Genomic DNA, 19254 nt, shown 5'->3' with positions numbered 1-19254 from the left:
ATTCTGTGCGTGCCACTCAATCCACCCTTGCGCACCCGTACCTGGCGCCAGCGCCGGTTGCGTCGCTCAGCCAGGGCCGGTTTGTTGCTGTCCCAGACGGGCGATGATGTGTTGCATGTCCTCGAACAGCGCGTCGGCTTCGGCCGTGCTGCAATCTTGCCGATAGCGCTTGCGCAGGCCAGAACTGCTGAGGGTTATGTGCACGTCGGCACCGATGCCGTGCTGGGCCAGGCAGGCGCTGACGCAGTGCAGCGGGCAGCCGTCGATGGCCAGGATGGGGCGGCCCGAGCGGGCCTTGTTCACCAGGGCCGGGACATGACCGCCGACCCCGGCAATGCAGGACATTTCCGCCAGACCGGCTCGATCCAGGCGCACGGCAAGGGTATTCGCCAGTTGCGCCACGTTGGAGCAGCCGGAGCAGGAGTAGACCAGCGGCTGAATGGTCTTGGACATGGTGCACACCCTTCACACGTCAAGCGGTGGTCCAGTTTGACGGCCGTGCAGCTGCTGGCGTTGATCACAGTCAATTCTGCTAGTCGTCGTAGTTGCTCAGCCCTGGCAGATCGATGATCTCGATGCGCCGGCGCTGGACTGCAATCACGCCCGAGTCGATCAGGCGATGGAGGATGCGCGAGAAGGTTTCCGGCTGGATGCCCAGCTTCGAGGCGATCAGCCGTTTCGGCACATCGAGCATGATCACCCCGTTGCCTTCTTCGTGGGCCTGGACCAGAAAGCGCCTGACCCGGTGGCAGGCGTTGGCCAGGGTCAGGGTGTCGATCTCGTTCAGCCGCTGGTGCAGGCGAATGCTCAGGGTGGCGAGGATATCCAGGCAGATGCTCGGGTGTTCTTCCAGCAGGCGACGGTACTGTGAGCCGTGCAGGCTGGCCATCTGGCAGGTCTTCAGGGCAGTGGCGCTGACCGGGTACTGCGGCACGCCGGTGAACAGCAGCGCCTCGGCAAAGGATTCGCCGGCGCGGATGATTTCCACCAGTTTCTCCTGGCCGTCGCAAACCACCCGATGCAGCTTCACCTGGCCGCTGAAGATAAAATAGAAACGATCGGCCTTGTCGCCCTGGTGGAACAACGAGGCGCCAGCAGCCAGGCGTTTGAGGTTGGCCGAGGCGCAGACCTCCAGCAGCGCCGCCTCCGGCAGCCGGCTGAACAGGTGGTGACGGCGCAATTGCGCGACAAGTGATGGTTCGGTCAGCATGGTCTCTCCCACAACGCAGCTCGGGATTGCTCGGGATTGCATGCTAGAAGGTCGATAGCGGGGGCTTCCTTGATTTCAAACAAGTCTGGGCGCGACCGCCGGACGAGGAACCCGTCGCAATGTTTGGCGGCCGTCGACAAGACTCAACTCCAGCCCCAGAACTGCAACCACCAGCCATAGCCGACCCAGGCTGAGCCCAGCGCCAGACAGCCGAACGCCGCGAGCCTGTTCAGCCCGCGGGCGCCATGCCGGCCGAGCACCTGCCAGCCCAGCCACAGGCTCCAGGCAATCGCCCCTGCGAGCAGGCTGGCGCGAGCCGGTTGCGCCCAGGCGAGGGCCAGGCCCTCGTAGCGCAGCAGCTTGACGGTGGTGGCGCTGAGGCCGAGAAACAAGCCGCAGGCGCCGAGCGGGATCAACGTCAACGCCAGCTGTTCGAAGGCGTTGCCTGTGCGCGACACCAGCAGCGCTGCGGCCCGCAGCAGCAGCCACAAGCCGCCGCCAAGCAGCAAGGCGCTGGCCGACAGGTAGAACAGGATCAGCAGGCCATCGAGCCAGCTGAACAGGTCGTTGGCCTGCGGGTAATGGGTCAGCAACCACCAGGGCGCATCGGCCTGCAGCAACCAATAGCTGTTGCGCTCGACCAGCCAGGTGGCCGTCGCCTGTTTCAGGCTGACGAACCAGGGGCTGAGCGTCCATTGAAAGGCGCCCATGGCCAGGCCGATCACGCCAAACAGCAGCAGGCGGACGTCCCACGGGCTGCGGAGATGGCGACCGACGATGAGGATTTCCGCATTCGGCGAACGCGTGCTCAGTTGCACCGCGTCGCGTTGGCCGCTGCAGCGGCCGCAGGCATGGCAGTCGGCGGCGCCTTGCATGCGCCGGATATCCAGCAGCGGCGCGCAGTTGGGTGGGGGCTGGCGCGGTGGCGGGTTGTCCAGCCAGCGCTGCTCGACGACCTTGTAATGCAGCGGCGCCAGACGGGCGAGCAGGGCGAACACACCGCTGACCGGGCACAGGTAGCGGCACCAGACGCGCTTGCCGCGGCCATAGAGAAAGCCCACCAGCATCGCCGCCAGGGTCGAGCCACCGAGGATCAGCAGCGCCGCCTGGGCATAGTCGTAGACGCTGATCAGTTGGCCATAAATGGTGGTGAGGATGAACGCCAGGGTCGGCCAGCCGCCCCAGCGGATCCAGCGCGGCGTGCCGCGACCCAGGCCGCGCCAACTGATCCATTCGCTGAGCGCGCCTTCGGGGCAGAGCACCCCGCACCAGAGCCGGCCGAACAGCACGATCGACAGCAGCACGAACGGCCACCAGACGCCCCAGAACATGAACTGCGCCAGCAGCGTCAGGTTGTCGAGAATCCGCGCCTGGCTGGACGGTAACGGCAGCAGCGCCGGCAGTACCAGCAACACGCCATAGAACGTCACGACCGCCCATTGCAGGCCGCGAATCAGCCGCGCATGGCGGCGCAGGGCGTCACCCAGGTCGCCCAGCAGGTTGTTCAGTTGGCGCATGGCGACACGGCCGGCGCGGTGCGCCGCAGCCAGAAGGCGACCAGCAGCCAGTAGCCGGCCAGCACGGCGACCGTGGCCAGGGAGGGCATGGCGCGATAACCGGCGAAGTTGGCCAGTACCGAACCCAGCCCCGAGGCGTCATCCAGGCCGGCGGAGGTGTCCCAGAGGGCCGCGCCGAACCAGCCATAGACCTGCTCGGGCAGCTCCAGGGCCATCAACTGACCGCTGATGCGGTCGAGCCCGGCGATCAACATGGACGCACCGAGCAACAGCAACACGCTCTCGCTGCAGCGGAAGAAATGCCGCCAGGACACCAGCCGGCTGCCAGCCTGCAACAGCATGAAGGTCAGCAGCGCCAGCCCCAGGCCAGCCGCGCCCCCGAGGGCGAACTGCCAGAGAGCGGCGCCGTGCTTGTGCACGCCCAGGCCATAGAGGAAGACCACGGTCTCGCTGCCTTCGCGGCCGACCGCGAGCATGGCCAGGAGCAGCAGGCCGAGGCCGCCGTTGCGCTGCAGGTGGCTGTCGGCCGCCTGCTGCAGGTCGCTTTTCAAGGTGCGGCCATGCCGGCGCATCCAGCCGACCATCTGCAGGATCAGCCCGCTGGCCAGCAGCACCAGACCCGCCTGGAACCACTCGCCCGCCGCGCCCGCCAGCCATTCGCCGGCGAACAGGATGGCCAGCGCCAGTGCCGCGGACAGCAGCAGGCCGAGCGCCACGCCGCCCCACAGACAGGTCATGGCGCGGCCGCGCTCAGCCTGCTGGCTGATCCAGGCCTGCAGGATACCGATGACCAGCAGGGCCTCGATGCTTTCCCGCCAGACGATAAACAGCGACTGTTCCATTTCAGTACTCCCGCTGCAGCAGCGTCATTGGGCGACGATGGCGCCTTCGGCCAGCTCGCGGTGGAACTCGTCGAAGAACGGGTAGCGACCCGGCCTGAGTGGATGGATCACCACGAACGAGCTGACCCCGGGGGACAAGACCTTCTCCACGCGCAGCGGCGTGCTCTCGAACTCGGCCGGGCCCTGGCCCTGGTTGTGCAGCACGATCTTGAAGCGCTGGCCGGCGGGCACTTCGAGGGCCGCCGGGCTGAAGTGACCATCGCGCATCTCCAGTTGGTAGGTCGGTAGGCTGGCGGCGACGGCGGACAGGGGCAGCCCCAGGGCGGCTCCCAGCAGGACGAGCAAGGAACGGGGCATCGGATTCTCCAGGTTGACTCAATAACCGCCTTTCTTGCCGATACCGGCATAGGTGAACTGGTAGTGCAGTTCGCAGCGCTCGAACCAGGGGGCGACGCCGGTTTCCTTGTCGGTGTGGCGGCCGAACATGGCATGGCCGCCGGCCGGGGGCAGGATGCTCAAGGTCAACTGGTACTTGCCCGGGCCGGACAGCTTGAGGTTGTCGCCATAGTGCGGCCCATCGTTGGCGACCATGGCGTGGAAGTCGCCCTTGAGCGGTTCGTCGCTGCCTTGCTTGCGCAACTCGAAGGCGACCTTGAGATAGGGCACGAAGCTGCCTTCCTGGAAGCCGTTCGGGTTGTTTTCCAGGGCGCTGATGTCGGCTTCCAGGTGCACGTCGGAGTCGGCGGCGGGGCGCATCATGCCCGGTGGATCCATCTCGATCGGTTGCAGGTACACGGCGCCCACCTCCAGGCCACCGCAGTGCTGGGGTTCGCCAATCGGGTATTCCTTGGCCTGGGTCAACGTGGCGACCAGCAGTAGGGCGAGTGAGAAGGGCAGTTGTGCGCGCATCGACGGTTTCCTCTAAGCGTTGGCTGGGTTGCACCTAGCTTAGGGAAATACAGGCTGAACAATAATGATTAGCATCAAGATTAGACTTTGTTGGGGGAATGATTGAGCCAGATCAGCGTTGTGCGCACTACCAATGAAGAGGTATGGCGATTGGCCGGCAGTTACTGGAACCTGATGGCCTGTCTAATCGGCGGACCCATCGCCGCGGATCCAACTCTATGGCAGCTACCTGACGAACCTGGGTCACGCATGGATGGATTGCCATCAAAGCAGGAACTGGATATGCACCACAAACAACTCACGACCGCGACCCTGGCTCGCTTGCATCAGAACCAGGTCGCTCTGGGAGAGGCCGTCTGGCAGCTGACCAGGTGGATCGAGCAGCGCGGCTCGACTGAAGTGGCGCAGAGCGTGCAAGCGCAACTGCAGTTGCTGGCGATCAATTCGGCGGCGATCAACCAGGCCCTCGGCGAGTTGCTCGACAGCCACCTGCATACATGAGCCGCGATCACTCGCTGCGCGGGTTTGTCACCTGCAGAGCCTGCTATCGCGCGAACTCCTAATCGAGATCAAAGACTCTGCACAAAGGCGGGCGCATGGTTAAGTCGGGTTCGCCTGCTGGAGCATGACCATGACTCGAAACGATGTTCTGGAAATCCCCATCCGCGACAGAACTAGCGCAGGTCAGGCGCTAGCGCGGTTGTTGACAGCTTATCGCCAGCGACCTGACGTGATCGTGCTGGCCTTGCCGCGTGGTGGCGTGCCGGTGGCCTACGAGATCGCCAACGCACTGCAGGTTCGTCTCGACCTGATGTTGGTGCGCAAGCTCGGCGTGCCAGGCCACGCCGAGCTCGCCATGGGGGCCATCGCCAGTGGCGGCGTGCGGGTGCTGAACCGCGATGTGCTGGCGTCACTGCAAATCGATGGCGCCACCGTCGACGCAGTGGCCGCGCGGGAAAGCCTGGAGTTGCAGCGCCGCGACCACGCCTACCGCGGCGAGCGGCCACTGCCGGTGTTGGACGGACAACAGGTGATCCTGGTCGACGATGGCCTGGCCACGGGCGCCACCATGCAGGCGGCGATCAAGGCGGTACACCAGCAGTCGCCCGCGCGAGTGGTGGTCGCCGTGCCGGTGGCGCCGCCCGATAGCGTGGCGCTGTTGCGTCGGCAGGTCGATGAAGTCATCTGTCCGTTCACTCCCGAGATGTTCATCGCCATCGGCCGTTGGTATGTGGATTTTTCCCAGACTTCGGATCAGCAGGTCCAGGCGCTGTTGCGCCAGGCCTGGCAGCGCGAGCAAGACGCGCAGGCGTGAACGAATGCTGCAACGAGGAGGCCTGATTCATGCAAACCCCAGCGTCAAGAACCTTGAAACTGACCGTCGGCGATGCCGAGCTGGACGCCGATCTGCTGCTGCCAGATGATCCGATCGGGCTGGTGGTGTTTGCCCATGGCAGCGGCAGCAGTCGCCTCAGCCCACGCAACCTGCAGGTCGCGCACTATTTCAACGATCTGGGGTTGGCGACCTTGTTATTCGACTTGCTGACCGGACAAGAAGAGCGCGTGGATCGGCTCAGCGCCGAGTATCGTTTCGATATTCCGCGCCTCAGCCAGCGTCTGGTCGGAGTGCTCGACTGGCTCGCGGGCAATGCCGAACTCGGCGCGCTGCACATCGGTCTGTTCGGTGCCAGCACCGGCGCAGCGGCGGCGCTGATCGCGGCGGCGCAGCGGCCGCAAGTGGTACATGCCGTGGTCAGCCGTGGCGGGCGTTGCGATCTGGCCGGTCCATCGCTGCCCAAGGTGAGGGCGCCAACCCTGCAAATCGTCGGTGGCCGGGATCCGCAGGTGGTGCAATTGAACCGTGAAGCCAGTCAGCAACTGCAGTGCGAACAGCAATTGGCGGTGGTGCCCGGGGCTACCCACTTGTTCGAAGAGCCGGACGCACTGGAGCAAGTGGCGATGTTGGCCGGGGACTGGTTCTGCCGTCACCTGCGCGCTAACAACAGCTGAGTTGCGCCTGTTGAGTCTCAGTTCAGACAGCGAGCTGGCGAACCTCGATTCTGCCCAGCTGGTTCAGCGCCGTTGGGTGCATGAGGCGTAACTCGCGACCCTTGATTTCCAGCAGGCCCTGGCGCCGGAAGCGGCTGAACAGCCGGCTGACCGTCTCGGTGGTCAGGCCCAGGTAATTGCCGATCTCGCCGCGACTCATCGACAGGATAAAACTGGTCGCCGACAGGCTGCGCCGGCTATAGCGCAGCGAGAGGTTGAGCAGGAATACGGCCAGGCGCCGCTCGGCGCTTTCCCGATTATGGCTGTAATGCTGCTGCTCTTCTTGCAACTCGCGGCTCAGGGTTACCAGCAGCTGCTTTCTCAAACTGGGGATATGCCCCGCCAACTCTTCCAGATCGGCAAGCGGGATGGTGCACACCAGGGAGGTTTCCAGGGCCACGGCATAACTGGGGAAACTGCTGTTGCCAAAGGCATCCAGGCCGACCAGTTCGCCCGGTAGCGTGAAGCCGGTGATCTGCTCGTTACCGTCTGGATCCAGCAGGTAGGTTTTCAATGCCCCCGAGCGCAACGCATAGACTTGCTGCATGGGTTCGCCAGCACGAAACAGATGCTCGCCTTTGTGCAGCGGATGATTGCGTTTGATGATGTTTTCCAGCTGATCGACTTCATTGTTCTGCAGGCAACCCGGTAGGCACAGTCGGCTGAGGCTGCAGTCATGGCAATTCATCTGAAACTTTAATGATGAGGTTAAGACGCTGTGACGACCATTAGCGAACATTGGATCCTCCAATTGTTTGCAAAAAGTGTTCTACATCAACGACTAGTGCTTTCTAATCTACTAATACAGGTTTTCTGACAGGTATTTGACTATCTTATCTTAGAGGAATGGAGGAGTCATAGGCAGGATTGGGTTGAAATCAGACCAAAGGTCGTTACAGGGTCGCCAGCGTTTTATGGGGCCATCGCCTGTGCAGGCATGACTTCATGAAGTGGTGAGTGCGAGCACGCGGCGGCAGGGTGATTTCAGCGATCCTGAGCGAATGTCGTGAGGACGAGCCATGGTCCAGAACAAGCTGCCACTGCACCCGGATGAGATTGCGCTGCCAGGGAGCGAGAGTGTTCAGGCGCGCGATAAGGTTGAACGCTTGTTAGACCGCGCCGGAATAGCCCTCAACGGCAACCAGCCCTGGGACATGCGCGTGCTGGATCCGCGTGCCTACCCGCGCATTCTGTCCCAGGGCAGCCTGGGCCTTGGCGAAGCCTATATGGATGGCTGGTGGGAGTGCGAACAGCTCGACGAATTCATCCACCGGGCGTTACGCGTCAACCTCGAAGCGAAAATCCGCGTCAGCTGGTACGAAGCCTGGCAACTGACACGCGGTTTACTGGCCAACCTGCAGTCGAAGGCCCGCGCCTATATGGTCGGCGAGCATCACTATGACCTGGGCAACCAGCTCTACCAATGCATGCTCGATACACGCATGACCTATACCTGCGGCTACTGGCGCAACGCCGCCGATCTCGATCAGGCGCAGGCCAACAAGCTCGACCTGGTCTGCCGCAAGATTGGCCTGCAACCTGGCGACAGGGTGCTGGACATCGGTTGTGGCTGGGGCAGTTTCGCCGAGTACGCCGCACGCACCTATGCGGCCGAGGTGGTCGGCATCACCATTTCCCGCGAGCAGGCCGAGTTGGCCCGTGTGCGCTGTAGCGGACTGCCGGTGGAGATCCGCCTGCAGGATTACCGTGATCTGTATGAGACCTTCGATCACATCGTCTCGCTCGGCATGTTCGAGCACGTTGGCTGGAAGAACTACCGTACCTACATGCAGGTCGTGCACCGCTGTCTGCGCGACAAGGGCCTGTTCCTGCTGCACAGCATCGGCGCCAACCAGAGCGGGCTGCACAGCGATGCCTGGATCGACCGGCACATCTTTCCCAATGGCGGCCTGCCGTCGATCGCGCAGATCGGCAAGGCCATCGAACCGGATTGGGTGATGGAGGACTGGCATAATTTTGGCGCCGATTACGACCTCACCCTGATGGCCTGGTATGCCAATTTCGAGCGGCACTGGGCCGAACTGGCGCCGCACTACGACGAACGCTTCTACCGCATGTGGCGCTATTACCTGTTGACCTGCGCCGGCGCCTTCCGCGCGCGCAATATCCAGCTCTGGCAGATCGTGTTGTCCAAGGGCGGCGTGGCGGATGGTTATCGCTCGCTGCGTTGAAGGACGGCCGCCCGACAACGGCTGCTATGGCTCAAACCCGAGGGTATCTGCATGGCCCATACGAAAATCCTGTTCCGCGGCGGTGCCCGAGAGAAGGTGCTGCAGGGTGCGACCCAATTGGCGGATGCGATCCGGGTGACCCTAGGACCGAAATCCAAATCGGTGCTGATTCAAAAGAAATGGGGCACGCCGCAGGTCTGCAACGATGGCGTGACCATTGCCAAGCTGGTGAATCTGGAGGATCCCGAAGAGAACCTCGGCGTGCAGATGCTGCGCCAGGCCGCCGAACGCACCGGCGAGGCGGTGGGCGACGGCACCAGTACCTCGACGGTGCTGGCCCATGCAATCTTTGCCGACGGCGTGCGCAATGTGGTGGCCGGCGCCAGCGCCATCGATATCAAGCGCGGCCTGGATCGCGGCCTGCAGGTGGTGGTCGGCTCGCTGCGGAGCCAGTCCAAACCGGTGCGCACGCGCAAGGAAAAGGCCCAGGTGGCGACAATCTCGGCGCATAACGAAGGCACTATCGGCGAACTGGTCGCCGATGCCCTGGAGAAGGTCGGCAGCGAAGGGGTGATCAGCGTCGAGGAATCAAAAACCACCGAAACCGTGGTGGAGGTGGTCGAGGGCATGCGTTTCGACCGGGGTTATGTCTCGCCGTACTTCATCACCGACACCGACAAGATGCAGGTGGAACTGGAAGATCCCTACCTGTTGCTCTGTGACCAGAAGATTGGCCTGCTCAAGGACCTGATTCCGCTGCTCGAACAGATTGCCAAGAGCGGCCGGCCGCTGGCATTTATCGCCGAGGATGTCGAAGGTGAGGCGCTGGCGACCCTGATCGTCAACCAGATCCGCGGCATTCTCCGCGCCGTGGCGGTCAAGGCCCCGGGGTTCGGCGATCGACGCAAGGAGATGCTCCAGGACATTGCCATCCTCACCGGTGGGATGGTGATTTCCAGCGAACTGGGCATTCGCCTCGAACAGGTCGAACTGAGCCAGCTCGGCCGCGCCCGGCGCTTGGTGGTCGACAAGGAGAGCACCACGGTGATCGGTGGGGCCGGCGAACGCGAGGCGATCGAGCGGCGCCTGCAACAGATTCGCAAGCAGATCGAGATGGCCAGCAGTGATTACGACAAGGAGAAACTCCAGGAACGCCTGGCCAAACTCTCCGGCGGAGTGGCGGTGATCCGCGTGGGCGCGCCTACCGAGGCGGAAATGAAAACCCGCAAGGATGCCCTCGACGACGCCATCGCGGCGACCAAGGCGGCGATTGCCGAGGGCATCGTCCCCGGCGGCGGTCTGGCGTTATTGCGGGCGGTGCCGTTGCTCGTCGACGAGGAAGCTAAATGCGAGGGCGACGAGCGCACCGGGCTGCAGATCCTGCGGCGCGCCCTGGAGGCGCCGGCTCGGATCATCGCCGAAAACTCGGCGGTGGATGCCGGCGTGGTGGTGGCGCGGATGTTCGCGGAAAAGACCAATGTCGGCTTCGACGCCTCGACCAACAGCTATGTCGACATGTACCAGGCCGGCATCATCGACCCGACCAAGGTGGTCCGGGTGGCCCTGGAAAACGCCGTGTCCGTGGCCAGTGTGCTGCTGTTGACCGAAGCCACCCTGACCGAAATCCCGGAGAAGGAGAGCCCTGTGGAGCCGCCATTCCCGACCTGAACCGGCAATTCAGTGCGAGGCGGGCCAGACCAGCGCGAAGCTGCTCTCGCTCGTGGGGCGAACCGTGCAGGCAAATTGCCCCGACTCGCGTTGCAGGGTGTCCTGCAACCATTGCCGATCGGCGCCTTTGGCGCGGTGGATACTCAGCTGGCGCTGGCGCGTGGGCACCAGCTCCAGCGCCAGCAGGCGGCCGTCGTAGGCCAGGTCGGCAAAATACAGCAGGCCCAGTTCGCCACGGTAGGCCGCATGCCCATCGATGCCTTCGTAGTCATTCAGCAGGTCGCCGCAGCCATAGATGATCAGGCGCTGGCGGTAGACTTCCAGGCCCTTGATATGGTGTGAGGAGTGGCCATGCACCAGGTCCACGCCGGCTTCGTCGATCAGCCCATGGGCAAAGCGTTGCTGCTCCGGTGCAACGGCAAAGCCCCAGTTGCCGCCCCAGTGCAGTGACACCAGCACCCGGTCGCCGGGCTGTCTGAACGCTCGAATGTGCTGGGCGATGCGCTGCACGCTGCGCGGTGACAGGTCGTCAAGGCGCGCAACCCCGGGACGTTGCTCGCTGGCGGCCCAATCCGGCGGCACCCCGCTGTCGCCGGTGGCGTAGGCAAATACCAGCAGGCGCCCGCCGTCGGCCAGTGGCACCAGCGCCGGGGCCAGGGCGCTGGCACGGTCCAGGCCGGCGCCGACATGCCGCAGGCCATGGGCATCGAGGCTGGCCAGGGTCTCCGCCAGGCCGGCCTCGCCCCAGTCCAGCACATGATTGTTGGCCAGCACGCAGCAGTCGATCCCGGCGACTTCGAGTACCGGCAGGTTGGCCGGATTCATCCGGTAGTTGATGCCTTTGGGCAGTGGCCAGCCATTGCAGGTCACCGCCGTTTCCAGGTTGACCAGGCGCACGTCCGGTCGGCGTTGCCTGAGCGCCTCCAGCACCATGCCCCAGACATAGGCAAAGTCCACCGGCTGGGCGATCGCGCCGTTGCGCCGTTCGGCCAGTCGCACATAGTCGCCGGCATCCTTGACGTAAGCTTCATAGAGGCGTGGATCGCCGGGGTTTGGCAGGATCTGGTCAATGCCACGGGCGCACATCAGGTCGCCCGTGAGGAACAGTCGCGCCATAGCAGGGTGGGCAGGCATACGGACCTCCGATTCCGATATCACTTGCACGCTAAAGCCCGGTGCCGCCCTGGGTCTTGATCTGGATCAGCCTGCCGGCATGTGAGCGGGTGGCACAGTGCAAGTATTCGCCCAGGCGCATTGCCCTTCGCAAGGGAGACCGAGTCATGTCGCTCGAACTACCACGCCTCGCCAGCCCCGGGGCACTGCTCACCGACCTCTATCAGTTGACCATGCTGCAGGCCTATTACGAGCGCGACATGCTCGAGACCGCAGTGTTCGAGTTCTTCGCCCGCAAGTTGCCGGCCAGACGTAACTTCTACCTGGCCGCAGGCCTTGAGCAGGTGCTGGATTACCTCGAGCACCTGCGCTTCAGCCAGGCCGAACTGGATTGGCTGAGCGGGCAGGGGACCTTCAAGCCGGCCTTTCTCGACTACCTGGCCCAGCTGCGCTTCAGCGGCGATGTGCATGCCATGGCGGAAGGTACCGCGTTCTTTGCCGACGAGCCGATCCTGCGCATCACCGCGCCGCTGCCGCAGGCTCAGTTGGTGGAGACGCGGCTGATCAACCTGCTGCATTTCCAGAGCCTGATCGCGAGCAAGGCGGCGCGCCTGGTGCTGGCCGCACAGGGCAAGCGCCTGGTGGATTTCGGCCTGCGCCGCAGTCACGGCGCCGAGGCCGGCGTCTATGCGGCCAGGGCCAGCTACCTGGCAGGTTTCGATGCCAGCGCCACGGTGCTCGCGGGCGCGCAATTCGGTATCCCGCTGGCCGGCACCATGGCCCATTCGTTTATCCAGGCGCACAGCGACGAAGAGTCGGCCTTCGAGCATTTCGCCCACAGCCTGCCAGGCACCGTGGTGCTGCTGATCGACACCTACGACACCGAAGCCGGGGCGCAGAAGGTGGTCGAGCTGGCGCCACGCCTGGCCGCTGCCGGCATTCACATCCAGGGCGTGCGCCTCGACAGCGGCGACCTCGGCGAACACGCGCGCAAAGTCCGCGCGATCCTCGACCGTGGCGGCCTGAATGCCGTCACCATCTTCGCCAGTGGCAATGTCGACGAGCACCTGATCCAGCGCCTGCGGCAGGAGGGCGCGCCGATCGACGGCTACGGTGTGGGCACTCATCTGGGCACCTCGAGCGACGTGCCGGCGCTGGACTGCGCCTACAAACTGCAGGAATACGCCGGCACCCCGCGGCGCAAACGCTCCGAGGGCAAGGCCACCTGGCCCGGGCGCAAGCAGGTGTACCGGCGTTACGACGACGAAGGTCACTGTTGCGGGGACACCCTGACCCTGGAGGGCGATGCGGCCGAAGGCGTGCCGCTGATCCAGCCGGTGATGCGTCAGGGCCGGCGTCTGCAGCCATCGCCGCCATTGGCCCAGGTGCGTGCCTGTACCCGCCAGGAGCTGGAGCGCCTGCCGCTGGCGCTGCGCTGCCTGGAGCCGGCGGAGGACTATCCGGTGGAGGTCGCCCCGGCCCTGCGCGCACTGGCCGACAGCGCCGATCGTCTGAGCGGGATGCCCTGAGAGGCTGTGAAAAAACTCCCGCCTACTGCGACCGCCTCAAAACGCCCGCTGCTGACGTTGCGCTACGTGAAAAGCAGGGTCATTTAGCTCACTAAACTCCCCTGCTTTTCACGCAGCGCGCCTTGCCGCGAACGCCTGGAGACGGTCTCGCTACGGCGCTCGATATTTTCACAACCTCTGAGTGCCTGGCTGCCAGCCGAACTATTGGCCAGCGCCACATCCAGCCACGTTCACCCCGCGTCCTCGCGCAGTTCCACCCCGGCCGCGCGCATCGCACTCAGCGCCCTGGCCAGCGAACCATTGCTGTCCAGGCCGCGACAGGCGTCCAGCAGCACCACGACCTCGAACCCTTCCCGGCGACCGTCGAGCGCCGAGTAGTGCACGCAATAGTCGGTCGCCAGGCCGACCAGAAACAGCCGCTGCAGCCCGCGTTCGCGCAGGTAGCCGGCCAGGCCGGTAGGCGTGTGGCGGTCGTTCTCGTAGAACGCCGAGTAGGAGTCGACCTCGGCCCGGTAGCCCTTGCGCAGGATCAGTTCGGCATGGGCAATGGCCAGTTCTGGGTGCAGCTCGGCGCCGTGGCTGCCCTGCACGCAATGGTCGGGCCAGAGGGTCTGGGCGCCGTAGGGCAGTTGCATGGTGTCGAACGGGCGATGGCCCGGATGCTGGCTGGCAAAGCTGCTGTGACCCGGCGGATGCCAGTCCTGAGTCAACAGCACATGGGCGAAGGCGGTCGCGAGCTGATTGATCTTGGCCACCACCTCGTCGCCACCGGGGACCGCCAGGGCGCCACCGGCACAGAAGTCATTTTGTACATCGATCACCAGCAGCAGATCCTGTGCGCCGGGATTGAGGCGGCTGGACATCGTGGTTCCTCCCCGTGGTGGTGAAAAAATCGGACGCCGTCACCAGGTCGATTCCTGGCTTTCGCGGCAAGGCGCGTCAGGCAACCTCAGCAGCGGGCGCATGGCGCTGGTCGCCGCTGACGGGAGTTGGTTCACCAGCGCTCATGGTTTCAGGCCATATTGCTCGGCCAGAATTGCCGCCACCGCCGCACTGCTGTCGATAATCTGCAGCCGCCGGGCCGCCAGCTCGGGATCCAGGCGAAACGGCGGCACGCTGTCGCAGATGACGATGGTTTCCAGCAGCGGGCTGTCGAGCAGCGCGCTGCCGCCAGTGAACAGACCGTGCACCGCGGCGGCGAAGATCCGCGTGGCGCCGGCAACCTGGCAGGCCTGGGCGGCGCGCAGCAGGGTGCCCCCGGTACTGATCAGGTCATCGACGATGATCGTGGTCTTGCCGCGAACCTCGCCGACCAGCAGGGCGCCGGTGACCACATCGTTGCTGCGGTACTTCTCCATGTAGGCGCTGCCCACCGGCCTGCCGATACGCCGCTGCAGGGCCTGGCGGAATTGCTCGGCACGCTTGGCCCCGCCGGCATCGGGAGACACGGCGATCACCTCCTCGTCGGCGCCCAGGCGTTCGGCGAAGTGCTCGGCGAACAGTTCGGCGCCCTGCAGGTGCTGGGTGGGGATGCGGAAGGCGTTGTCGAAGGCGGCGTCGTTATGCACTTCCAGGGCCAGCAAACGGTCGACGCCACAGGCTTCGAACAGGGTGGCGACATAGCGGCTGATGATCGGGTCCTGGGGCTGGGTGCGACGCTCCTTGCGCGCATAACAGAGGTAGGGCGCGACCACCTGCACCTGGCGGGCGCCGGCGTCTTTCAACGCGCCGCAGAAGAACAGCAGGCGGCAAAGCTTGTCGTTGACGCTGTGCTCGGCATCGCCATAGAGCGAGTGGAACACCACCACCCGACGGCCATCGACCGCTTGCAGGGGCCGGCTCTTGTGCTCGCCATCCTCGAACGAGCGTTCTTCATGGGCGGCCAGCGGGCAAGCGAGCCGACGGGCCACGCGGGCGGCATATTCCTGGCTGCCGTGCAGTGCGAACAGCAGGGGAGACTCTGTGGCCATGGCGTGCGCTCCTTGAGGCTTAACTTGAGCATCGTTGTTATCAGCGTAGCGTCAAGGGTTGGCCGTCGCCGCGCAGATAGACTTGGGCCTGTTTCAGCAGCGCCTGCGCCTGCGCGGTTTTTTCCGCCCGCGCCTGCGGCTCGCTGCGGCGCAAGGCGCTGCCGGCCAGGGTGAAACAGCGGGTGGCCGCGCGCAGCGACAGAAACAGCGGCAGCGGGCGGCAGTCCTCGGCCAGGGTGCTGTGCTCCAGGTAGCTGTGCAACAGCCTGTCGGCATGCCCGGCAAGGCCATGCAGGCGAAGATCCATGAGCACGAAGGCGAGGTCGTAGAGCACGTCGATACAGGCAATCTGCTCGCTGAATTCGATGCCGTCGAAGAGTGTCGGCCGACCCTCGTACAGGCAGATGTTGGCCAGGCGCAGATCGCCGTGGCAGCGCCGCACCCGGCCTTCGCGACGGCGTTGCTCGAGTAAGCCGGCCAGTTGGGCGAGGGCGGCCCGTGAGGCATGGTGCAGGGCATCTACGGCGACCGTATCGAGCTGTGCCTGGTACAGGCTCAACTGCTGGTGATTGTCCTCGATGGCCTGGCGGATTCCGGCCTCGCCGCCAAAGGCTGGGGTCAGTTCGGCGCTGGCATGGAAGCGGGCGATCTCCGCTCCCAGGCGGTCCATCAACTCCAGGGTCAGGCGCCCGTCCAGCGCCATGCGCTCGAACAGCGCGTCCTGGGCAAAGCGCCGCATGACCACCACCCAGTCGAGAACCTGGCCACCACCATTGAAGCTCAGGCTGCCGTCGGCGGCGCGGTTGATCGAACGCACTTCCAGGTAGAGGTCCGGAGCGGTGCGGCGGTTGAGGTGCAACTCGGCCTGGCAGGCACGTTCACGGCTGTCCAGGCTGAGAAAGTCGAGGGCGGCGTAGGCGATAGCGCGCTTGAGTTTGTAGGCGCGCTGGCCGTGCAGGAAGATCAGCGAGCCATGGGTCTCGATCAGCTCCACCACGTTACCGGGCGCCTCATAGCTCTGCGGGCAGGCGAGAAAGGCAATGACCTCCTGCTGAGCGTTCATGGCCGCCGCACCGCCGCCAGTTCGTCCAGCCAGACCCGCGCATTGGCGTCGCTGGGCGCACGCCAGTCGGCGCGGGGCGACAGCGAGCCGCCGGAACCGACCTTGGGCCCGTTGGGCAGGGCCGAGCGCTTGAACTGGCTGCTGGCGAAGAAGCGGTTGAGGAACACCTCCAGCCAGTTGAGGATCTCCGCCGCCGGATAGGCGACGCGCTCGGCGACGGGCAGGCTGCTCGGCCAGTCGCCGCACTGCACATCGGCCCAGGCCTGCTCGGCGAGGTAGGCGACCTTGCTCGGTCGGTAACCGAAGCGGCTCAGGTAATAGAGGAAGAAGTCCTGCAGCGGGTACGGCCCCACCGTGTCCTCGGCGCGGTGCAGCCCGTGCTGCGCATCGGCCGGCACCAGCTCCGGAGAGGCCGGCGTGGCCAGGATCACCCGCAGCACCTCGCCGACGGCATCCGGCTGACGCGGCAGTTGCCAGTGCAGCAGGTGGCGGATCAGGGTTTTCGGCAGCGAAGCGTTCACCGCGTAATGGGCCATCTGGTCGCCCACGCCATAGGTGGTGTAGCCGAGGGCCAGCTCCGACAGATCGCTGGTGCCGATCACCAGGCCCTGGTGCTGGTTGGCCAGGCGGAACAGGTGCGAGCTGCGCTCGCCGGCCTGGACGTTCTCGAAGGTGACGTCGTAGAGCGCCTCGCCGCGCGCATAGGGATGGCCGATATCGCGCAGCATCTGCAGGCAGGAGGGGCGGATGTCGATTTCCGCGGCGCTGAACCCCAGCGCTTGCATCAGCGCCATGGCACTTTGCCGCGTGTGTTCGCCGGTGGCCAGGCCGGGCAGGCTGTAGCCGAGGATGTGCTGGCGCGGCAGGCCGAGCAGGTCGAAGGCGCCGGCGGTGACCAGCGCGGCCTGGGCCGAGTCGACGCCACCGGAAATGCCGATCACCGCGCGCTGGATGCCGCTGGCCTGGAGGCGCTTGGCCAGGCCCTGTTGCTGGATCGCGTAGACCTCGGTGCAGCACGCATCGAGGTTGGCCGGCGCGCTCGGTACGAAGGGAAAGCGCGCGATGCGGCGTTGCAGCGCCAAGGGTTCGTGCGGCACCAGGAAGTCCACCTCGACTCGCCGCCAGCTGGCATGTTGCGTGCGGTGCTGGCTGGCGCAATCGGTGAAACTGGTGGTGCGCGCCCGATCCTGGCGCAGTCGATCGAGATCGATATCGGCGACGATCAGCCCCGGGGCAGCGGAGAAGCGCTGATTTTCGGCCAGCAGTTCGCCGTTCTCATGAATCATCGCGTGGCCGTCCCACGCCAGGTCGGTAGTCGACTCGCCGAAGCCGGCGGCGCTGTAGACGTAGGCGGCGATGCAGCGGCCAGACTGGGCGGCACCGAGCAGCCGGCGGTACTCGGCCTTGCCGATGGCGGCGTTGCTGGCCGACAGGTTGGCCAGCAGCGTGGCGCCGGCCAGCGCTGCGTAGCTGCTCGGCGGCAGGGGCACCCAGAGGTCCTCGCAGATCTCCATGTGCAGCACCAACCCCGGCACCTGTGGCACCTCGAGGAGCAGGTCGCTGCCGAACGGCAGCGTCTGGCCGGCGATCTGGATGGTCGGCAGGATGGCATCGCAGGCCGAAGCGAAGTAACGCTTTTCGTAGAACTCGCGGTAGTTCGGCCGGTAGGTCTTGGGTACCGCGCAGAGAATCCGCCCGCGGTGAATCGCCAACGCGCAGTTGAACAGGGCGCCCTGCACCCGCAGCGGCGCGCCGACCAGCAGGATCGGCAGCAGCTCGAAACTGGCGCGGCACAGTTCATGGAGTGCCTGTTCGACTTCATCGAGCAGGGCATCCTGGAAGAACAGGTCGTCGTTGCTGTAACCCGACAACCCCAGCTCCGGGAACACCGCCAGGCCGGCCCGTTGCCGGTCGGCCGCGCAGGCCAGTTCCAGCGTGGCGGCGAGGTTGGCGCGCGGATCCGCCGGCGCAACCCCGGGGGTGCAGGCAGCAACCCGGAAAAAGCCGTGAGCATAGGGCGTTCGAGCGAGAGGCATCGGTCAAGTCCCCGAGTCCGCAGAAGCCAGCCGGCAACCCGGCTGTTCTGCCATGGCGTAACCGGTATGCCCGCAGGATGCGCCCCACGCTGGCGCATCGGCTTGATGTAAATCAACACCAACGCCAGCCTCGTGGCGCAGCTTGTAAGGCATTCGCCGGCTGCGGTAAGCCGTGCCCGCGGCCACGCCCAGAACCATCCCCACGGAGGTGTCCCATGAGTCAATATCAACGCCTGTTTCTCATCGCTGACCGGGACATGCGCCATACGCCGGGCCTGCAACGCGCCGCCGCTCTGGCCACTGCCAGCGACGCCGCGCTGCATATCGCCTCCTTCGTCGAACCTTTTGCGACCCTCTCGCTGCTGGACAAGAGCGTCCAGGAGAAAACCCGCGAGAGCTACCTGCAGGAACACCGCGAATGGCTCAAGGATGAGGCTGAGTTGCTGCGCAGCACCGGCATTAAGGTCACCACCGAAGCGGTCTGGACCAACCATGCGCTGGAGGAAATTCTCCAGCATGCGGCGGAAATCCAGGCGGACCTGCTGATCAAGGATCTGCAACACGAGCCGGCGCTCAAGCGGGCATTCATCACCCCGCTGGACTGGCACCTGCTGCGCGAGTCACCGATCCCGGTGCACCTGGTCAGCAGCTCGGGCAATGCCTTGCCGCGCCGCGTGGTCGCGGCAGTCGACCCGTCGCGCGCGGAAGCGCAGGAAAGCGGCCTCAACCAACGCATCATCGAAACGGCCAATGGCCTGGCCATGCAGTGCGATGCCGAGTTGCACCTGTTGCATGCCTACGACCCGACGCTGGCCTATCTGACCAACGCGGTGGCGGGCAGCGTGTCGCGGGGCAGCGACCTGGTGGCGGAAATGCGCAGCAAACTGCAAACCGGATTCAACGCGCTGGCCGACGAATACGGCGTGCCGAGCGAGCGCCGCCATTTCATAATCGGCGCGCCGATCAGTGCCATCGCCGACTTCGCCAGGCTCAACCAGACCGATGTGCTGGTGATGGGCACCGTCCAGCGCCAGGGCCTGGACAAGCTGATTGGCAGTACCACCGAGCATCTCCTCTACCAGGTGCCGTGCAGCATCCTGGCGGTCAAGGCCTAGCCATCCTGATCGGTGAGCGGTGCACGGCAGTCGCCCGCAAC

General features: G+C 65.1%; 19 protein-coding genes. 7 read left to right on the top strand and 12 right to left on the bottom strand.

Going from position 1 to position 19254, the window contains the following annotated elements:
• Positions 1–66: 66 nt before the first annotated feature.
• The 6 genes from LJY18_RS21950 to LJY18_RS21925 form a co-directional block, all read right to left on the bottom strand.
• Positions 67–453, bottom strand: a complete 387-nt coding sequence (locus tag LJY18_RS21950) for a putative zinc-binding protein (protein WP_238044500.1) — start codon at positions 451–453, stop codon at positions 67–69.
• A 79-nt stretch (positions 454–532) separates the two neighbouring features.
• Positions 533–1210, bottom strand: a complete 678-nt coding sequence (locus tag LJY18_RS21945; protein ID WP_238044498.1) for a Crp/Fnr family transcriptional regulator — start codon at positions 1208–1210, stop codon at positions 533–535.
• A gap of 143 nt (positions 1211–1353) precedes the next feature.
• Positions 1354–2727, bottom strand: a complete 1374-nt coding sequence (locus LJY18_RS21940) for a 4Fe-4S binding protein (RefSeq protein WP_238044497.1) — start codon at positions 2725–2727, stop codon at positions 1354–1356.
• Positions 2715–3569 carry an FTR1 family iron permease gene (locus tag LJY18_RS21935; RefSeq protein WP_238044494.1) on the bottom strand — a complete coding sequence of 285 codons (855 nt, stop codon included), beginning with the start codon at positions 3567–3569 and terminating at the stop codon, positions 2715–2717. Before LJY18_RS21935 ends, LJY18_RS21940 begins: the two co-directional genes overlap by 13 nt.
• 24 nt (positions 3570–3593) lie before the next feature.
• Positions 3594–3926 carry a cupredoxin domain-containing protein gene (locus LJY18_RS21930; RefSeq protein ID WP_238044492.1) on the bottom strand — a complete coding sequence of 111 codons (333 nt, stop codon included), beginning with the start codon at positions 3924–3926 and terminating at the stop codon, positions 3594–3596.
• Positions 3927–3944: 18 nt separating this feature from the next.
• Complete coding sequence (locus LJY18_RS21925) at positions 3945–4478, bottom strand: iron transporter (RefSeq protein WP_238044490.1); 534 nt, start codon at positions 4476–4478, stop codon at positions 3945–3947.
• Between the two features lie 282 nt (positions 4479–4760).
• Between LJY18_RS21925 and LJY18_RS21920 the strand changes: the two genes are divergently transcribed.
• The 3 genes from LJY18_RS21920 to LJY18_RS21910 all read left to right on the top strand — a co-directional run bounded on the left by LJY18_RS21920 (position 4761) and on the right by LJY18_RS21910 (position 6488).
• Positions 4761–4979 (top strand): hypothetical protein, encoded by a 219-nt coding sequence (locus LJY18_RS21920; RefSeq protein WP_238044488.1) that lies wholly within the window; start codon positions 4761–4763, stop codon positions 4977–4979.
• A 130-nt stretch (positions 4980–5109) separates the two neighbouring features.
• Positions 5110–5793 (top strand): phosphoribosyltransferase, encoded by a 684-nt coding sequence (locus LJY18_RS21915; protein WP_238044486.1) that lies wholly within the window; start codon positions 5110–5112, stop codon positions 5791–5793.
• Between the two features lie 29 nt (positions 5794–5822).
• Entirely contained in the window at positions 5823–6488 is a 666-nt protein-coding gene (locus LJY18_RS21910; protein WP_238044484.1) for a dienelactone hydrolase family protein, read from the top strand.
• A 22-nt stretch (positions 6489–6510) separates the two neighbouring features.
• On the opposite strand, the gene fnr is transcribed toward LJY18_RS21910, so the two are convergent.
• On the bottom strand, positions 6511–7266 hold the full coding sequence (gene fnr / locus LJY18_RS21905; protein ID WP_269137928.1) for a fumarate/nitrate reduction transcriptional regulator Fnr: 756 nt from the start codon (positions 7264–7266) through the stop codon (positions 6511–6513).
• A gap of 280 nt (positions 7267–7546) precedes the next feature.
• Between fnr and cfa the strand changes: the two genes are divergently transcribed.
• Positions 7547–8719: a cyclopropane fatty acyl phospholipid synthase gene (gene cfa / locus LJY18_RS21900; protein WP_238044479.1), complete on the top strand. Its 1173-nt coding sequence runs from the start codon at positions 7547–7549 to the stop codon at positions 8717–8719.
• 51 nt (positions 8720–8770) lie between these two features.
• The gene (gene groL / locus LJY18_RS21895; protein ID WP_238044477.1) at positions 8771–10387 is read left to right on the top strand and encodes a chaperonin GroEL; all 1617 of its coding nucleotides are present in this window, start codon (positions 8771–8773) and stop codon (positions 10385–10387) included.
• Between the two features lie 9 nt (positions 10388–10396).
• Here groL and LJY18_RS21890 read toward each other — a convergent pair whose 3' ends face one another.
• Positions 10397–11521, bottom strand: a complete 1125-nt coding sequence (locus LJY18_RS21890) for a CapA family protein (RefSeq protein WP_238044475.1) — start codon at positions 11519–11521, stop codon at positions 10397–10399.
• A gap of 146 nt (positions 11522–11667) precedes the next feature.
• On the opposite strand from LJY18_RS21890, the gene LJY18_RS21885 reads away from it, so the two are divergent.
• A complete protein-coding gene (locus LJY18_RS21885; RefSeq protein ID WP_238044473.1) occupies positions 11668–13029 on the top strand; it encodes a nicotinate phosphoribosyltransferase in 1362 nt (453 codons plus the stop codon).
• A 230-nt stretch (positions 13030–13259) separates the two neighbouring features.
• Here LJY18_RS21885 and pncA read toward each other — a convergent pair whose 3' ends face one another.
• The 4 genes from pncA to LJY18_RS21865 form a co-directional block, all read right to left on the bottom strand.
• Positions 13260–13892, bottom strand: a complete 633-nt coding sequence (gene pncA / locus LJY18_RS21880; protein WP_238044471.1) for a bifunctional nicotinamidase/pyrazinamidase — start codon at positions 13890–13892, stop codon at positions 13260–13262.
• Positions 13893–14033: 141 nt separating this feature from the next.
• A complete protein-coding gene (locus LJY18_RS21875) occupies positions 14034–14999 on the bottom strand; it encodes a ribose-phosphate diphosphokinase (protein ID WP_238044469.1) in 966 nt (321 codons plus the stop codon).
• A 40-nt stretch (positions 15000–15039) separates the two neighbouring features.
• Entirely contained in the window at positions 15040–16062 is a 1023-nt protein-coding gene (locus LJY18_RS21870; protein ID WP_238044467.1) for a phosphotransferase, read from the bottom strand.
• A complete protein-coding gene (locus tag LJY18_RS21865) occupies positions 16059–18098 on the bottom strand; it encodes an NAD(+) synthase (protein WP_238044465.1) in 2040 nt (679 codons plus the stop codon). The genes LJY18_RS21870 and LJY18_RS21865 overlap by 4 nt, the downstream gene beginning before the upstream one ends.
• Before the next feature lie 215 nt (positions 18099–18313).
• On the opposite strand from LJY18_RS21865, the gene LJY18_RS21860 reads away from it, so the two are divergent.
• Positions 18314–19213, top strand: coding sequence for a universal stress protein (locus tag LJY18_RS21860; protein ID WP_238044464.1), 900 nt, complete (start codon positions 18314–18316; stop codon positions 19211–19213).
• The last annotated feature ends 41 nt before the right edge of the window (positions 19214–19254 follow it).

The sequence above is a fragment of the Pseudomonas sp. MMS21 TM103 genome (assembly GCF_022132145.1).
Lineage (GTDB): Bacteria > Pseudomonadota > Gammaproteobacteria > Pseudomonadales > Pseudomonadaceae > Aquipseudomonas.
Note: the sequence above shows the minus strand (reverse complement) of the source record. Positions and strands in the feature narration are given on the sequence as shown.

Bases quoted from the DNA above. Each gene is read 5' to 3' on its own strand.
- LJY18_RS21865 (WP_238044465.1), bottom strand. From the start codon at position 18,098: ATGCCTCTCGCTCGAACGCCCTATGCTCACGGCTTTTTCCGGGTTGCT.
- LJY18_RS21945 (WP_238044498.1), bottom strand. From the start codon at position 1,210: ATGCTGACCGAACCATCACTTGTCGCGCAATTGCGCCGTCACCACCTG.
- LJY18_RS21920 (WP_238044488.1), top strand. From the start codon at position 4,761: ATGCACCACAAACAACTCACGACCGCGACCCTGGCTCGCTTGCATCAG.
- cfa (WP_238044479.1), top strand. From the start codon at position 7,547: ATGGTCCAGAACAAGCTGCCACTGCACCCGGATGAGATTGCGCTGCCA.
- fnr (WP_269137928.1), bottom strand. From the start codon at position 7,266: ATGTTCGCTAATGGTCGTCACAGCGTCTTAACCTCATCATTAAAGTTT.
- LJY18_RS21860 (WP_238044464.1), top strand. From the start codon at position 18,314: ATGAGTCAATATCAACGCCTGTTTCTCATCGCTGACCGGGACATGCGC.
- LJY18_RS21885 (WP_238044473.1), top strand. From the start codon at position 11,668: ATGTCGCTCGAACTACCACGCCTCGCCAGCCCCGGGGCACTGCTCACC.
- LJY18_RS21935 (WP_238044494.1), bottom strand. From the start codon at position 3,569: ATGGAACAGTCGCTGTTTATCGTCTGGCGGGAAAGCATCGAGGCCCTG.
- LJY18_RS21875 (WP_238044469.1), bottom strand. From the start codon at position 14,999: ATGGCCACAGAGTCTCCCCTGCTGTTCGCACTGCACGGCAGCCAGGAA.
- groL (WP_238044477.1), top strand. From the start codon at position 8,771: ATGGCCCATACGAAAATCCTGTTCCGCGGCGGTGCCCGAGAGAAGGTG.
- LJY18_RS21950 (WP_238044500.1), bottom strand. From the start codon at position 453: ATGTCCAAGACCATTCAGCCGCTGGTCTACTCCTGCTCCGGCTGCTCC.
- LJY18_RS21890 (WP_238044475.1), bottom strand. From the start codon at position 11,521: ATGCCTGCCCACCCTGCTATGGCGCGACTGTTCCTCACGGGCGACCTG.
- LJY18_RS21870 (WP_238044467.1), bottom strand. From the start codon at position 16,062: ATGAACGCTCAGCAGGAGGTCATTGCCTTTCTCGCCTGCCCGCAGAGC.
- pncA (WP_238044471.1), bottom strand. From the start codon at position 13,892: ATGTCCAGCCGCCTCAATCCCGGCGCACAGGATCTGCTGCTGGTGATC.
- LJY18_RS21940 (WP_238044497.1), bottom strand. From the start codon at position 2,727: ATGCGCCAACTGAACAACCTGCTGGGCGACCTGGGTGACGCCCTGCGC.
- LJY18_RS21910 (WP_238044484.1), top strand. From the start codon at position 5,823: ATGCAAACCCCAGCGTCAAGAACCTTGAAACTGACCGTCGGCGATGCC.
- LJY18_RS21930 (WP_238044492.1), bottom strand. From the start codon at position 3,926: ATGCCCCGTTCCTTGCTCGTCCTGCTGGGAGCCGCCCTGGGGCTGCCC.
- LJY18_RS21925 (WP_238044490.1), bottom strand. From the start codon at position 4,478: ATGCGCGCACAACTGCCCTTCTCACTCGCCCTACTGCTGGTCGCCACG.
- LJY18_RS21915 (WP_238044486.1), top strand. From the start codon at position 5,110: ATGACTCGAAACGATGTTCTGGAAATCCCCATCCGCGACAGAACTAGC.